This is a genomic window from Aminobacter sp. DSM 101952, from assembly GCF_001424795.1.
Classification (GTDB): domain Bacteria; phylum Pseudomonadota; class Alphaproteobacteria; order Rhizobiales; family Rhizobiaceae; genus Aminobacter; species Aminobacter aganoensis.
This window is the reverse complement of the sequence record NZ_LMCL01000008.1, coordinates 77,088-92,304: the sequence shown is the minus strand read 5'-3', so window position 1 is coordinate 92,304 and position 15,217 is coordinate 77,088. Positions and strand designations below refer to the sequence as shown.

General features: G+C 62.2%; 12 protein-coding genes. 10 read left to right on the top strand and 2 right to left on the bottom strand.

Annotated features, from left to right (window positions below; all coding sequences use genetic code 11):
• The first annotated feature begins 36 nt into the window (after positions 1 to 36).
• The 5 genes from ASC75_RS08965 (at position 37) to ASC75_RS08945 (ending at position 6,643) form a co-directional block, all read left to right on the top strand.
• Positions 37 to 1,632 carry an ABC transporter substrate-binding protein gene (locus tag ASC75_RS08965; RefSeq protein ID WP_200943446.1) on the top strand — a complete coding sequence of 532 codons (1,596 nt, stop codon included), beginning with the start codon at positions 37 to 39 and terminating at the stop codon, positions 1,630 to 1,632.
• Between the two features lie 62 nt (positions 1,633 to 1,694).
• A complete protein-coding gene (locus tag ASC75_RS08960) occupies positions 1,695 to 2,645 on the top strand; it encodes an ABC transporter permease (RefSeq protein WP_244487796.1) in 951 nt (316 codons plus the stop codon).
• A 7-nt stretch (positions 2,646 to 2,652) separates the two neighbouring features.
• Positions 2,653 to 3,606, top strand: coding sequence for an ABC transporter permease (locus ASC75_RS08955; protein WP_244487795.1), 954 nt, complete (start codon positions 2,653 to 2,655; stop codon positions 3,604 to 3,606).
• Entirely contained in the window at positions 3,606 to 5,126 is a 1,521-nt protein-coding gene (locus ASC75_RS08950) for an amidohydrolase family protein (RefSeq protein WP_244487794.1), read from the top strand. The genes ASC75_RS08955 and ASC75_RS08950 overlap by 1 nt, the downstream gene beginning before the upstream one ends.
• 56 nt (positions 5,127 to 5,182) lie before the next feature.
• The gene (locus ASC75_RS08945; protein ID WP_055973343.1) at positions 5,183 to 6,643 is read left to right on the top strand and encodes an amidohydrolase family protein; all 1,461 of its coding nucleotides are present in this window, start codon (positions 5,183 to 5,185) and stop codon (positions 6,641 to 6,643) included.
• 154 nt (positions 6,644 to 6,797) lie between these two features.
• Here ASC75_RS08945 and ASC75_RS08940 read toward each other — a convergent pair whose 3' ends face one another.
• Together ASC75_RS08940 and ASC75_RS08935 are read right to left on the bottom strand one after the other, a co-directional pair.
• Positions 6,798 to 7,451, bottom strand: coding sequence for a BA14K family protein (locus ASC75_RS08940; RefSeq protein ID WP_055973340.1), 654 nt, complete (start codon positions 7,449 to 7,451; stop codon positions 6,798 to 6,800).
• A gap of 199 nt (positions 7,452 to 7,650) precedes the next feature.
• The gene (locus tag ASC75_RS08935) at positions 7,651 to 7,917 is read right to left on the bottom strand and encodes a hypothetical protein (RefSeq protein ID WP_055973337.1); all 267 of its coding nucleotides are present in this window, start codon (positions 7,915 to 7,917) and stop codon (positions 7,651 to 7,653) included.
• Between the two features lie 240 nt (positions 7,918 to 8,157).
• Here ASC75_RS08935 and ASC75_RS26710 point away from each other — a divergent pair, with 240 nt between their 5' ends.
• From ASC75_RS26710 to ASC75_RS08915, 5 genes are all read left to right on the top strand, one after another.
• On the top strand, positions 8,158 to 8,391 hold the full coding sequence (locus ASC75_RS26710; protein ID WP_082496481.1) for a hypothetical protein: 234 nt from the start codon (positions 8,158 to 8,160) through the stop codon (positions 8,389 to 8,391).
• Positions 8,392 to 8,739: 348 nt separating this feature from the next.
• Positions 8,740 to 9,930 carry a transporter substrate-binding domain-containing protein gene (locus ASC75_RS08930; protein ID WP_055973334.1) on the top strand — a complete coding sequence of 397 codons (1,191 nt, stop codon included), beginning with the start codon at positions 8,740 to 8,742 and terminating at the stop codon, positions 9,928 to 9,930.
• An 84-nt stretch (positions 9,931 to 10,014) separates the two neighbouring features.
• Positions 10,015 to 10,635 carry an ANTAR domain-containing protein gene (locus ASC75_RS08925; RefSeq protein WP_055973332.1) on the top strand — a complete coding sequence of 207 codons (621 nt, stop codon included), beginning with the start codon at positions 10,015 to 10,017 and terminating at the stop codon, positions 10,633 to 10,635.
• Between the two features lie 366 nt (positions 10,636 to 11,001).
• Positions 11,002 to 13,077: a hydantoinase/oxoprolinase family protein gene (locus tag ASC75_RS08920; protein WP_348271284.1), complete on the top strand. Its 2,076-nt coding sequence runs from the start codon at positions 11,002 to 11,004 to the stop codon at positions 13,075 to 13,077.
• A 41-nt stretch (positions 13,078 to 13,118) separates the two neighbouring features.
• Complete coding sequence (locus ASC75_RS08915; protein ID WP_055973326.1) at positions 13,119 to 15,125, top strand: hydantoinase B/oxoprolinase family protein; 2,007 nt, start codon at positions 13,119 to 13,121, stop codon at positions 15,123 to 15,125.
• Positions 15,126 to 15,217 lie beyond the last annotated feature (92 nt).

The following is a 15,217-nucleotide window of genomic DNA, read 5'->3' as shown; positions in this document are numbered from 1 at the left end:
CGGAAGTCCAACGCCCCAAGACGAATAATGCGCCGAATGCGCAACCACCTCGCTGGTAGCGCGCTTGTGCTGCTGGCCGCGAGCTTCGGCAGCACTGCGGTCGTCGACCTGGCGCACGCCGAGGGCAATACCATCGTGTTCGCCGTCGAGTCCGATTTCAGTCGCCTCGACCCACACGCCTCGCGGACATGGAACACCTTCAAGGTGGTCCGCCATATCTTCGAAACCTTCGTCGAGGAGGACCTCACCAAGGGCGGCTCCGAGACGCCGGCGATCGTGCCTGCGCTCGCCGAAAGCTGGGATGTGTCGGAGGACGGCAAGTCCTACACGTTCCACCTCCGCAAGGGCGTGCAGTTCCATGACGGCACGCCATGGAACGCGGAAGCTGCGAAATTCAACATGGACCGGATGACGGACAAGAATTTCGAGTTCCATCAGCCGGTGTCGCCCGGCCTGATGGGCTGGATGTGGCAGGACCTGGCCGGCTACGAGGTGGTCGACGAAAACACCTTCAAGATCAACCTCAAGCAGCCCAATGCCGAGTTCCTGCGCCGCATGGCGGCCGGCGGCTCCGGCGCGCCGCGGATGATCAGCCCGACCGCGGTCAAGACCTTTGGCAACGACAATGTCGAGCAACATCCCGTCGGGACCGGGCCGTTCAAGTTCGTCGAACGGGTCGTCGGCGAGAAGCTGGTCATCGCCCGCAACGAGGCCTACTGGAACGAGGCGCGCAACCCGAAAGCGGACCAGATCGTGCTGCGCGGCATTCCTGAGGTTGCCACCCGCGAACTCGCGCTGGTCGGCGGCGAGGTCGACGTGATCGGCACGCCGTCGCCAGATTCGCTCGAGTTCCTCAAGCAGCAGGGCATGCAGATCATCTCTGGCGACAGCCCGATGCTGTATGTCATGTGGATCAATACCAAGGATCCGCATTTCAAGGATCCGAAGGTGCGCAAGGCCATGTGCATGGCCATCAACCGCGAGGACATGGCCAAGTATCAGCGCAAGGGCCTGGCGCGGCCGTCCTACGGCGTCCTCAATTTCGGCGGCCCCGGCTACGACCCGGGCTACAAGGATTGCGAATACGATCCCGAGGGCGCCAAGAAGCTGCTTGCCGAAGCCGGTTATCCCGATGGCTTCACCACCCGCATGGACTGGACCTTCGGGGCCGGCGCCGACGTCAACACCAAGGGCGATGCGGAGTGGCTTCAGCGCGACTTCGAGAAGGTCGGCATCAAGGCGTCGATCGAGATGTTCGACAACAACACCTTCTGGGAAATGATGTCGAAGGGCATGCGCGATGGCACCGGGCTGACCTCGGCGTCGTGGGGCGAGAGCACGTTTGCCTGGCTCGACCAGGTCGTTGCCACCGGTGCGCTGCCGCCGAACTGCTGCAACTCGGGCTACTACAGCAACCCCAAGATCGACGAGTTGCTGTCTGCTGCCCGCGGTGCGGCGTCGAGCGAGGAGATGGACAAGAAGCTGCATGAGGTTCGCGACATCATCGCCGGCGACATGGCCTTCACCTCTTACTACACCGCCATGTCGACGTATGCCGCGCGGCCCGAAGTCAAAGGCTTCGTGCTGGCGCCGCAGCACTGGTTCGACCTGACCGGCATCACCAAGCAGTAGACGTCACACGTCCGACCGGCCCGTAGCGCGGGCCGGTCGGCGATGCAGTTGGGAGGCTGTCCGTGTCGATCATCGCTTTCATCGGAACCAGGATGCTCTATGCCGTGCCAGTGCTGCTCGGCGTGACCGTCATCGTATTCCTGTCGTTGCAGCTCATTCCCGGAGACATCGCGCTCACCTTGCTCGGCCGCATGGCCACCCAGGCACAGCTCGAAGCCCTGCGCCTCGACCTCGGGCTCGACCGGCCGCTGCTCGTCCAGTACGCCGGCTGGCTGCTCGACCTGTTCAGGGGAGACATCGGCAACTCGATCTCGCAACAATTGCCGGTCACCCAGATCCTCGGTCCCAAGATCGTCAATTCGCTGATCCTGATGGCGGGCAGCCTGACGCTCGTGCTGGCCGCCGGCTTCGTGCTCAGCGTGGCGTCGGCACCGCGGTTCCGCACCTTTGCCGATCGCGCGGTCGTCGCGCTCACCCTCGTGCTGGCAAGCCTGCCGGTGTTCTGGCTGGGCATCGTCCTGCTCTATTTCTTCGGCTTCAAATGGAAGCTGTTCCCGATATCGGGCATGTACAACATGGTCGACCCGGGAGGCCTCGGCCAATTGCTGCATCACATGGTGCTGCCGGCCATCACCACCGCGGCCTCGTCCATCGCGGTCGTCACCCGGGTCACCCGCTCGCGCATGATCGACGTGCTGGGCCAGCCCTATGTCCTTGCGGCGCGGGCGAGGGGGCTGAGCCGCAGGCAGATCGTGCTGCGCCACGCGGTGCGCAACACCTTGCCGACCTTCGCCAATATCGGCGGCCTGCAGATCGGCTATCTCTTCGGCAGCGTCATCTTCACCGAGATCATCTTCAACTGGCCGGGGGTCGGGCTGCTGCTGTTCGATGCCATCATGCAGCGCGATGTGCCGGTCATCCAGGGTTGCGTGCTTGTCGTGGCGATCGTCTTCGTGCTCGGCAACATGGTCTCGGACGTCATCGTCCATGCCCTCGATCCCAGAAAGCGGTGAGACAACCATGAGCGTGACCTCCATGGCAACGACCAGTCCTGCTTCCAGCCAGCGCTTCAGCCCGGCGCGTCGCTCCAACCTCTATTTCGTCTGGCGCGGCGTCCTCGGCGATCCGGTGGCCCGCATTGCGGCGGTCATCATCTTCTTGCTGGTGCTCTGCGCGATCTTCGCTCCCTATCTGGCGCCGTTCCCGCCCAATGAGGCCGATCCCGCCCTGCGCCTGCAACCGCCGGGCACGCCGGGTCATCTTCTCGGGCTCGACCACCAGGGCAGGGACATCCTCTCGCGCCTGATCTATGGCGCGCGCCTGACCCTGCTTTCGGGCGTCGTTCCGGTCATCCTGGGCGCGGCCATCTCGATCCCGCTCGGGCTGATCGGCGCTTGGTACCCGCGCCTCGGCGAGGTGGTGATGCGGGTGATGGACGTCTTTTTCGCCTTCCCCATGGCGCTGCTGGCGATCATGCTCGCGGCACTGATGGGGCCGGGCCTCGGCAACATGATGATCGCGCTGGTGGTCACCCTGATCCCCTACAACACGCGCGTGGTCTATGCCGCCGCGAGCCAGGAGCGCGAGCTCGCCTATATCGAGGCGGCCAAGGCGATGGCGACGTCGGATCTCAAGATCCTGTTCGTCGAGATGCTGCCCAACGTGGTGGCCGCTTCAGTGGTCTACAGCTGCACCATCGTCGGTGCCGTCGTCATCACCGCAGCCGGTTTGAGCTTCCTGGGTCTCGGGGTCCAGCCGCCGATCGCGGAATGGGGCATCATGACCAGCGAGGGCAGGAGCTATGTCTTCGTCGCGCCGCATATCGCAGCGCTGCCCGGCCTTGCGATCACCGTGCTGGTGATGGCTTTCAACCTGCTCGGCGACTCGCTGCGGGATTCGCTCGATCCCAAGACCAGGCTGCAACTCGTCAAGCATCGCGCCGCGCCTTCGGATAGCGATGAAGGCAAGGCGTGATGGCGATGCAGACGGTCATTCGAAACGCGCGCATCCTGACGCTCGACGAGCGGGACACCGAATATGCCGAAGCCGACATCGTCATCTCGGGCGGCAAGATAGAAGCCCTGGGGCCGGGTGCCGCGAAGGAAGCGCGTGAAGGCGCCCATGTCATCGACGGCAAGGGGCTTCTGGCGATGCCCGGTCTCGTCAACGGGCACTTTCATTCGCCCGGCAATTTCATGAAGGGTGCGCTCGGCAACTCGCCGCTCGAGCTGTTCATGCTCTACGAGGTGCCGCCGCTGATGGATCAGGTGGCCTCGCCGCGCTTCGCCTATGTGCGGACGATGCTCGGCTGCATCGAAATGCTGAAGCAGGGCGTCACCTCCGTCCACGACGATTGCTTCTTCGTGCCGGTGGTCACCGACGACGAGGTCGATGCCGTCATGCGTGCCTATGCCGATGCCGGCATTCGCGCCACCGTCACGCTCGACCAGCCCAATGTTCCCGAGCACCAGAAATATCCTTTCCTGAAGGACCTTCTTCCCCCGCAGCTGCTCAAGCGCATGAGCGAGGTGCGCCTGATGACGGATGCCGAACTGCTGGGCTGCTACGACCGGTTCATGGCGAACTGGCATGGCGCGGCATCCGGCCGGCTGCGCTGCGCGGTGTCATGCTCGGCGCCGCAGCGCGTGACGCCGGCCTATCTGCAGGCGCTTGGCCGGATCGCCCGCGAACGCGACATTCCCTACAACATGCACATTCTGGAAACCCGCCTGCAGCGGGTGCTTGGCCAGGAGAATTTCGGCAAGTCGCTGATCCGTTATGTCCACGACCTGGGCGTGCTCAACGAACAGGCGATGGTCATCCACTCGATCTGGGTCGATGAGAACGACATCGCGCTGCTTGCCGGCTCGGGGTGCTCGGTTGCGCACAATCCTGTGTCGAACCTCAAGATCGGCAGCGGCGTCATGCCGTTCCGGCGGTTGCAGAAGGCCGGGATCAATGTCTGCATCGGCAATGATGAGGCTTCCACCGACGACGGCATCAATCTCTGGACCGTGGCCAAGGTTGCCGGCCTGGTGCACAATATCGGCGACCCCCAGTATGACGACTGGCCCCGGCCGGTCGAGATACTGACCGCGCTGACGTCGGGTGGCGCACAGGCAATGCGGCTGCCGCAACCGTCTGGGCGTCTCGCGCCCGGTTTCCAGGCCGACATCATCCTGCTCGACCTCAATTCTCTGGCGTTCACGCCGCTGAACGACCTGAGGCGGCAACTCGTCTATTGCGAGAACGGCTCCTCGGTCGTCACCACCATGGTTGGCGGCGAGATCGTCATGGACAACCGCAAGCTCCTGACGGTCGACGAGGAAGCTATCAAGGCCGAGGCACGGTCGCTTGCCGGCGAGTTCTCCGACTACATGGTGCGCTGCAAGTCGGCCGCCGATGAACTCGAGCCGTATTATCGGCAGATGTATCTCAAGGCGCTCGATACGCCGGTCGGCCTGGACAGGTGGGCCGGCCCGATGGTTCCGTAGCCAGCGCGCCGTTCACCACGACAACTTTCAATCATCACAACCGGATAGCTTCCAGCATGACCACGACACGAGTGAAAGCGCGCTACGTCATCGGTTTTGACGGTCAAGGCCACCGGACGATGAAGGACGCGGAGGTCGTCTATCGCGGCGACACCATCGTCTTCGTCGGGCGGGGCTATGAAGGACCGGTCGACCGCGAGATCGACGGCGGCAATGCCATCCTCGGGCCTGGCTTCATCGACCTCAACGCATTGGCCGATCTCGACACCACCGTGCTTGCGTTCGACAACCAGCCCGACTGGGCCAAGGGCAGGGTCTGGCCGGAGGACTATATTTCCTCGGGTCCGGTCGAAATGTATTCGGCCGAAGAGCAGACCTTCAAGATGAAGTACGCCTTCGTTCAACTGATCCGCAATGGCATAACCACCGCGCTGCCGATCACCTCGATGTTCTATCGCGAATGGGCCGAGACCTACGACGAGTTCGCCCGCTCAGCCGACAGCGCCGCCGAAGTCGGCATCAGGGCCTATCTGGGACCTTGCTACATGACCGGGGTCTCGCTGATCCGCGAGGATGGCAGCTTCGGCGTTCATTGGGACGAGGAGCGCGGGCTCAAGGGACTGGAGACTGCGCGCGACTATGTTCGCAAGTTCGATGGCGGCCATGACGGCCTGGTCCGCGGCATGCTGGCGCCCGACCGGATCGAAAACTGCACGCCCGAACTCATTCGGCGCTCGGCCGCGGTGGCCGAGGAACTCGACTGCCCCATCCGACTGCATTGCTGCCAGGGGCTCGACGAATTCGACAGCATAGTCGCACGCTACGACAAGACCCCGGTCGAATGGCTGTCGTCGATGGGTTTCCTGTCGAAGCGCTCCCTGCTGCCGCATGGGGTCTACGTCACCGGCCACAGCGCCATCGAGCGCAAGGGCAACGATGTCGACATTCTTGCCGCCTCCGGTGCCGCGTTGATCCACTGTCCGCTGGTGCTGTCGCGGTATGGCGGGATGATGGAATCGTTTGCCCGGCTCAGGAAGGCGGGCATCCCGATCGGCCTTGGCACCGACACCTTCCCACCCGACATGGTCGAAAACATGCGGCTCGGCATCAGCCTGTGCCGTGTCGCCGAGGGCGATGTGACGGCGTGCAGTTCGGCCGATTTCTACAATGCCGCCACGATCGTCGCCGCCGATGCGCTCGGCCGTCCGGATCTTGGGCGGCTCGCCGTGGGCGCCAAGGCCGACATGACACTGTTCGATCTCTCGGCCTTCGAACTGGGTCAGGTCATCGACCCGATCCAGACGATGATGCTGAGCGGTACCGGACGCGATTTCAAGATGTCGATCGTCAACGGCCGGGTGGTCATGAAAGATCGCCAACTGCCAGGCATCGATCTCGAAGCCTATCGTCATCGAGCCCAGGCTCAGTTCGAGGGACTGATCGCCAAGTATCCGGCCCGTACCTGGCGCCATCCTCCCGTCGAGGAGATCTTCTCGCCATCGTTTCCGTCGGCGTAGCTGGCGCATGGCACGCCGGCCAGTCTGACGGCTATCGATTTCCGGACAGGGCTGACGAAAAGGCGGTCGATAGGGGCCGATTGCGGCGGCGACTTACGCCCCGCATCCTGCGCCCGCTCGCGCCCGGCCGGCGTCAGGAGATAGCGGCCGGCGTTCAGCGGCACTGTCTGCGCGGACCGCCATCGTAAGGCTGGTAGGTGTTGTCTTCGGGTCGATAGGATCGATACCTGCTGAAACAGTAGTCCACATGATCCGCGCCGACATAGGCAGCGTCCTCGCTTGCGTAGGCCAGTTCGGGCTGGGCTTGCGATGGCCGGTATGTGGTTTCCTCGTAGGTGTACTCGTCCGCAGATCCGTCGCCCGCGCCGAGATATGGCGAAAGGCATTCGCGCCGCTCGCCACTGTAGCTGGTGTAGCTATTGTCGTCGGGTCGATAAGAACGATACCGATCCGAGCACCATTGCAAATGCGCTGTAGTCGTCTCGGCCTGTAGGCCTTGCTGGGGCTGGGTGCTGACGTCGGGTGAGGGGGGCTCGGTCTTGGCGGTATCGGCAACGACGCTTGTCAGTGTGCGTTGGGTTGGGGGCCTGGCGGGCACTTGCTGCGGAACAGGCCTGGCCGCCAGACGGTCGAATTCCTGGGTTGCCGGGTTCACCTTCAGCGGTCGGTCGGTCCAGACGTCGTCTGTGCTCAAGGCAAGCTGCCGTTCCGGCTCGGCCGTGAAGAACGCGGTGGCAGCAATCAACCCGCTCACGAACATGACCAACGCCAAACCAAGGCCGCTCACGGCTATCAGCAAGGGTCTCATACCGCGCTCCTGTCGCTGTCCTCCTGGCACAAATGCGCGACGTCCCTGGTGGTTCCGCCAAAGGTAGGCTCTCGAAACGATGGGGGCGGCCTGAAATGGATGCGGATGGAAGGGCGCGACCAAGAATTTCCCAGATGGGCCGGCGGCGGAGGTGGATCTTTCCGCATCTGGTGTTAAGGCCGCTTAGCGCAACGATGCGCTAGACGAAATGACCGGTCGTTCTGCTCAGCTTGATGATCTCGGGACCTTCGGGAGTGCTGGCATGCTTCTCGAACAACAGCGGCTCTCCGGTGCACTTCGCGACATCCAGGACACAGCTCAAGATGTCTTCGAAGGCCACGTTTTCATGCCGGTTCCGGTTCTGGATCTCCTCGGCGATCTCAACGACATTGATGGGGCTGGTCAACCGTGCGGCGGCGACGGCCGCCGATATCTTGTTCCACAGCTCCTGCGACAGCGTGCGCATAAGACATCTCCTCATTGCGCGATCATCCTCCCTTGTCTGCGACATGGCAAGTGATTTTTTAAATTTAATTAATAAAATCATGTAGTTAGTCTAATTACAGAAGTGTGTGAAAAGGCCGGAATGGGGCTTGTCCGCCGAATGAAACTGCTGTGCCTGTGATGCTCTTGACTAAATTGCAGCAAAGTACCAAGTCTTAGTCACTTACTCATTCAGCAGTTCATGCCAACGGTGGTGGTATCGATGCCTGAGCTCGAGCGAGGCGAACGCCTCCAGATAATGCTCAATGCGGATGAATTGGCGGCTGTCGAGGACTTCCGCTTCCAACGGAGAATGCCGAGCCGGGCTTCCGCCGTTCGCGAGTTGTTGCGTCGAGGATTGGCCGCAGAGGGCTTTCTGGAAGCGACTGTCGGGACGAAGTCACAGGATTATGGCGTTCTCGATCCCGAGGGACGTGGCGATCCAGAGTCCGCCTGAAAGCGCCCAGTCTTAGCGAACGGGCAGCGTTAGCCGGAACGCGCAGGTCCGACGGGCGCCGCAGACGTCGTTCGCGATCTGAGCCATAACTGCCCTGCGTCGTCCCGCAGGGCATCAGCGTGCTGCGACGCATCGGTTCCATCCGCTTGTCAAACGTCGCGCCGCCAGATTGGCGTCGGCGTGCATTCTGCGGAGGAGGCCGCTTGCGTTGCGGCGCCGCTTGAGCCAAGATCAGGATGAGGATCGCGTCCTCACAATCGAGCAAAGGCGCTCTGCTGCGGTTTCTTCGCAGGGGGCGCTTTTTTTGTTTCGAGGTTCAGGGCGCGCCAGACCGGACAGCTCCCTGACATGCCTGAGGGAGTTGGGATTTTGACGGCACATCTGTCCAAAGAACCGATCCGGGTCGGTGTCCTGTTTTCCCAAACCGGCGTAACCGCGGTCATGGAGCGTAGCATGCTGAATGCCACGCTGTTTTCGATCGACGAAGTGAACAAGGCCGGCGGAATAAACGGACGCGAACTCGTCGCGGTCCATTTCGACCCCGGCGGCGATCCGTTTCTCTACAACAGGCTGGCCAACCGGCTGCTGATCGAGAGCGGGGTCAGGGTCATCTTCGGCTGCTACATGTCGAGTTCACGCAAGGCGGTGCTGCGAGCCGTCGAACGGCGCAACGGATTGCTGTGCTACCCCGCTCAATATGAGGGGTTCGAATACTCCCGCAACGCCATCTACTGCGGTGCTGCACCCAACCAGAACAGCACGCAGCTGGCGGAGTATTTGCTGACCAATGTCGGCCAGCGCTTCCACATGGTCGGTTCCGACTACATCTGGCCGCGCGAGTCGGACCGCATCATGACGGAGATGGTCGTGACGCATGGTGGCGAAGTTGCTGGTCGCGGCTACCTCAAGCTGGATGCGCCGCGCTCCGCCTACAAGAAGCTGGTTGCCGACATCAAGCGCAGCCGGCCCGACGTGATCTTCTGCAACTTCGTCGGCGAAGGCATCGTCCATTTCTACCAGGAGTTCGCCGAGGCGGGGCTCGACCCCAAGATCATGCCCATCGCAAGCCTGACCACGAGCGAATCCGACATTCAGGCCATGGGCAACGACGCTGGGGCAGGGCACATTACTTCGGCGACCTATTTCCAGGCCCAGCCCGGCCTGCAAAACGAGGCCTGCATGAAACGTTACGCCGCAAGGTTCGGCGACGACGTGGTGACGAACATGTGCTGGGAGGCGGCTTACTTCCAGGTGAAGATCGTGGCCGAGGCGATGCGCAAGACCAACACCGACGAGATCGATATCCTGCGGCCGGCGGTTCTGGGCATCGAGTTCGACGCGCCGCAGGGGCGGGTGCGGATAGATCCGGACAACGCCCATACCCATGTGTGGCCCAAGATCGGCCGCGCGCGGACAGACGGCCAGTTCGAAATCCTGTCGGCATCGGAGTCCGCCATACGGCCGGACCCCTATCTTGCCAATTATGATCCGAACGAATGGGGAGGAGCGACCGACAATACGTTCGAACTAGCCCGGTAGCCAAAGAAACGGGTCCCGCAAACTGCTTGTCGATGTGACGAGCCTGCCGGCGCGGAAAGCCCGACGTTGCCACCAAGAGGAACGATGGTATCACGTAGCCCACATTCGCCGAACGAACGATCGGCTCCCATCCTGATCAAGGATCTCAGGCACCTTCGGGTCCTCCTGCTGCAGCCTAAGAGCAGCGAAGGCGAGGAGTTGTGGCAGCACCTGAACAGAATTGGCTGCCAAGTTCAGACCAACTGGCCGCCCCCGGCCGAAATTCCGGCGAACACCGACGTGGTCTTCGTCTTCGTTCGCCCGATCGTCGAGGGCGATATCGTGCTGAACTGGAATGCCGACGATCCGCCCGCCGTCCTGATCGCCATCGTCGACTACGAGAACCCGATCATCGTTGAGAAGGTGCTGCGCCTGCGTGCCCAGGCGGTCATCGGCCTGCCGCTGCGCACTTTCGGCATATTGGCGAATTTGCTGCTCAGCGTGAACAACCACAGGCGCGAACAACGATTGCGGCTGCGCGTCGAGCGCATGGATGCAAAGCTGAAGGCGCATCGTGACATCGACAAGGCAAAAGCCATCCTTATGGCCGCCAACAACGTGTCGGAACAGGTTGCCTACGAAACCCTGCGCGAGCAGGCCATGAACAAGCGCACGACCATCGAGGCGATCGCCATGGCGGTGATCACCGCCCGGGACCTGCTGTAGGTGTTGCCGACGGAGTAAATTTAGTTTCTCCTGAATCAATCTATTGACAGTGCCGATATGTCGCAGTACCAATAGATCGTCGCAACGTTGCGAAAGAAATTGAGCAAAGAAGCTCTCGTGGGAAACATGCCTGCGAGAGCTTTTTTGTTTTTCTGTTATAAATGGCATCCGATTTCATCGGTTGCTTGAGCGTGAAGTAATAAACGCTAGCAACGAAGCTATCACAAAATCAAACGTCAGGACGATGCAGTACAAAACTGTATTTCGTTGATGTTTCCCAAAAATCAAAAGCCCGTCTCTCGGAACTAAAACTCCGTGCCTGAAAAGGTGCGAAGCCTGCCCGATCGTAACTTTATCGTCTGTCGAATGGAGGAAGAGTCTATGACTGCAGAACTAACCGATAGGTCAATGGTACGTGTTGCCTGCGACGTTGGCGGAACGTTTACGGACGTGTGCGTCCTGAACGAGGCTTCCGGAAAGATACACGTAGCCAAGACGCCGACGACGCCGGACCCCATCGACGGCGTGCTCAGGGGGATCGAAGCAGGCGGCGTCGCGCTGCGCGACATCATCTTGTTCTCGCACGGCACGACGCTGGCGACCAACGCCCTGATCACCCGTCGCTTCCCGCCCGCCATCATGGTGACGACCAAGGGCTTTCGCGACGTCATCGAGATTCGGCGCGGCACCCGCGACGACCTTTGGGACACCTACAAGGAGATGGCTCCTCCCTATCTGCCCCGCCGCGACCGCCTGGTGGTCACGGAGCGCGTCGACTACTCCGGCAAGATCATTGCGGAGGTCGATGAGGCCGAGGCGCGCGAACTTGCCCGCGTGATCAGGAAGCGCAAGGTCAACAACGTTGCCATCTGCTTCGTGAATTCCTTCGTCAATCCCGAGAACGAACAGCGGATGCGCGACATCCTGCTGGAGGAGCTGCCGGGGGTTTCGATTTCGCTGTCGAGCGACATCATGCCGGAAATCTTCGAGCACGAGCGCTTCAACACGACCGTCGCAAACACCGTGCTTGGCCCGGTCGCGGGACAATACGGCGCCGAGCTCGAGAGCCGCATGCAGGACGGCGGCTATAGCGGCGAGGTGCTGCTCCTCCACTCCGGTGGCGGCGTGATGACCGCCAAGGGCGCTACCAAGTTTGCCGCGCGTCTCGCAGCGTCCGGCATTGCCGCCGGTGCGATCGCAAGCCGCTTCATCTCGGAACTGGCTGGCTACAAGAACTCCATCAGCCTCGACATGGGCGGCACGAGCACCGACATCAGCCTGTGCTCCGATGGCCACCTCCACGTCACCAACGACTGGCACGTGGAATATGGCTATCCGATCCGCTTCCCGAGCATCGAAGTTCTGACCATCGGTGCCGGCGGCGGGTCACTGGCCTGGCGCGACGCGGCCGGCGCCCTGCGCAACGGTCCGCAGTCCGCGGGCTCGACGCCTGGGCCCGTCTGCTACAACCAGGGTGGAACGGAGCCGACCAACTGCGACGCCAACGTGTTCCTCGGGCGCCTCGGCACCAAGCTTGCCGGGGGTAAGGTCGAGCTCGACGTCAAGCTTGCCGAAGGTGCCATCAACCGGGTCATTGCCGAGCCTTTCGGGATGGATTCCGAGCAGGCGGCGCTTTCCATCCTGAAGGTTGCGAACGCCAACATGGCGGACGCCGTGCGCCTCGTCTCGCTGAGGAAGGGTTACGATCCGCGCGATTTCGCACTGGTCGCATTCGGAGGTGCGGGCGCGCTGCATGGCGTGGCACTCGCCAGGGACCTGTACATCCCGATCGTGCTCATCCCGCCGAACCCTGGCGTCACGTCCGCGCTGGGCTGCCTGCTCGTCGACATCACCCACGACATCACGCAGATGTACACCGACACGGTCAGCGAAATCGACATGACCGACCTCAACAACGCGTTCCGCGTCCTGGAGGAAGATGGTCGCGACCGGCTGTTGAGCGAAGACATCTCGCCCGACCGGATGCTGTTCCAGCGCTACATCGACATGCGCTACCTCGGCCAGTGGCGGTCGATGTCCATTCCGGTGAATGCCGACATCACGAACCTAGATGAGGCGGTCAAGCAGTTCCATGAAGAGCATGGCCGCGAGCACAACTACTCCCGGCCGGACGCCCCGGTCGAGGTGTGCCGGATCCAGGTGAAGGCCACGGGCCTGAACCGCAAGGCGGAACTGGCGAAACACGAGCTGCGCAAGGCCCCGCTGCCGGCACCGATCGGCGAACGGATGGTGCGGTTCGACGAGGCGCCCCAGCGTATCAAGACGCCGGTCTACGACCGCTCGACCCTGCATGCCGGCGCGGTGGTGGAAGGACCTGCCATCATCGACCAGCTCGACTCGACCATTGTCGTCCCGCCCGGGATCAAGGCGGAGGTGGATGAGTATCTGATCATCAAGATGCACGTTCCCCAGCTTTCCTGAACCGCGCCCATCGTTACGCACAATTGTATTGGAGAACAGAAATGGCACTGAAAAAAGATCGCCGTACGCTCGATCCGGTCACGTTCGAAGTTCTGAAGAACGCCTATGTCAACATCGTCGACCAGATGGCCGAGCAAATCCTGCGGACATGCTACTCGTTCGTCATCTACTCCCGGGACTTTTCCTCCGCCCTTTGCGACCCCAAGGGTGACACCATCATGCAGGGCAGCGGCGACATCGCCGCTCACGTCGGCACGCTTCACCTGACCGCCAAGGCGGTGATCAAGAAGTTCGGGAACGACGTCCATCCCGGCGACGTCTTCGTCATCAACGATGTCTACCAGGGTGGCACTCACTTCAACGACACCCGCCTGTTTGCGCCGATGTTCTACAAGGGCGAGCTGCTCGGCTTTGCCCAGGCCAACGGCCACTGGGCGGATGTCGGCGGCGCCGTTCCGGGCTCGTTCAACGTCAATGCCCTGGATCACATGGCCGAAGGCCTGCGCATCACGCCGGTGCGCGTCTACAGCAAGGGCGTCTATCTCTCGGATGTCGCCGAGCTGATCGCCCACAACACGCGTGCGCCGAACGACATCATCGGCGATCTTCAGGCCCAGTCGGAAGCTTGCCGGCTTGCAGAGCGCGAAGTCCAGCGCCTGTGCGACAAGTATGGCGTCGAAACGATCAAGAAGTCGTTCAACGAGGTCCAGGACTACGTCGAGGACATGACGCGTCAGCGTATCTCGGAGCTTCCGGACGGCACCTGGGAAACCATCGACTACATCGACGTGGACCCGGACGAGGGCGAAGGGCTCGTCCCGATCAAGGTCAAGATGACGATCGACGGCGACCGCGTCCACTACGACCTGACCGGGTCGCATCCCAAGTCCGTCGGTTCGTTCCTCAACTGCTGCTACGGCGGCGCATTCGCTGCCGTGGTCGCCGGAACCAAGATGCAGTCGCCCGACATTCCGATGAACTCCGGCTTCTACCGCGTGGTGACGGTCGATGCCGGTCCCTTGGGGTCGGTCGTCAACGCCGAATGGCCGACGCCGGTTGCCGGCTTCGCCTCGGGTCCGTTCGAGAAGATCATGAATGCGGTCTTCGAGCTGTGGGCAGAAGTCCTGCCCGAGCGTGCCATGGCCTGCACCTTCAATCTCGACTACCTGCTGATCGGTGGCCGCGACACCCGCCACGAAGGCAAGCCCTACTTCATGTGGTACGACTGGATGGTCGGCGGCTGGGGCGCGCGCAACGGCCGTGACGGCTGGGCTGCAACAGGTCCGGTGTTCGGCGTCCAGCTCGGCACGCAGCCGTTCGAAGGGCAGGAGCGCCTTTCACCCGTCTTGACCACCTGCCACGAACTGATGGTCGATTCAGGCGGTCCAGGCGAGTTCCGCGGCGGCCTCGGCGTCCAGAAAGGCGGCACGCTCTACGCCTGCGAACGCACCGTGGTATCGTATTGCTGCGACCGCGAGCGTTCGATCACCTGGGGCCTGTGGGGCGGCTTGCCGTCCATTCCTCACGGCGTGTGGATCAACCAGGGCCAGGAAGGCGAGCGTTATCTCGGCTCGCTCTTCTCAGGCGTGCCGCTGCAGCAGGGCGACACCGTCCAACGCCCGTCGGCAGGCGGCGGTGGCCTTGGCGATCCTCTCAAGCGCGATATCGAAAGCGTGCTGAACGATGTGATCGAAGGCTACGTCTCCATCGGGCGCGCCAAGAAGGACTACGGCGTCGTCGTCCACGAGGTCGATGCCGATCTCAACGAGTACAAGCTGGACGAACAGGCAACGCTTGCCGAACGCGCCAGGATCGCATCGCACCGCAGGGACTGGCTGAACGAGGACGCAGAGAAGATCGCGGCACGCTATCGGGCAAGTGAACTCGATATGTTCGATCTGATCCGGCAATACGGGGTCATCGTCGACTGGGGCTCGGGTGAGCTTCTTCCCGAGACGACTGCCGAGTTCCGCAACATGCTGAAGCGCCGGACGGTACCTTACTGGAGCGCCGGACAGACCACCAAGGCGACACTCAAGGTCGCATGACTGCAGAAGGCAGCAAGCTCGGTCCCGAGCTTGCTGCCTTCTTAGCTAATGGAGTGCAATCAAAAGATAATCTGGAGGAGGAACCATGTCTG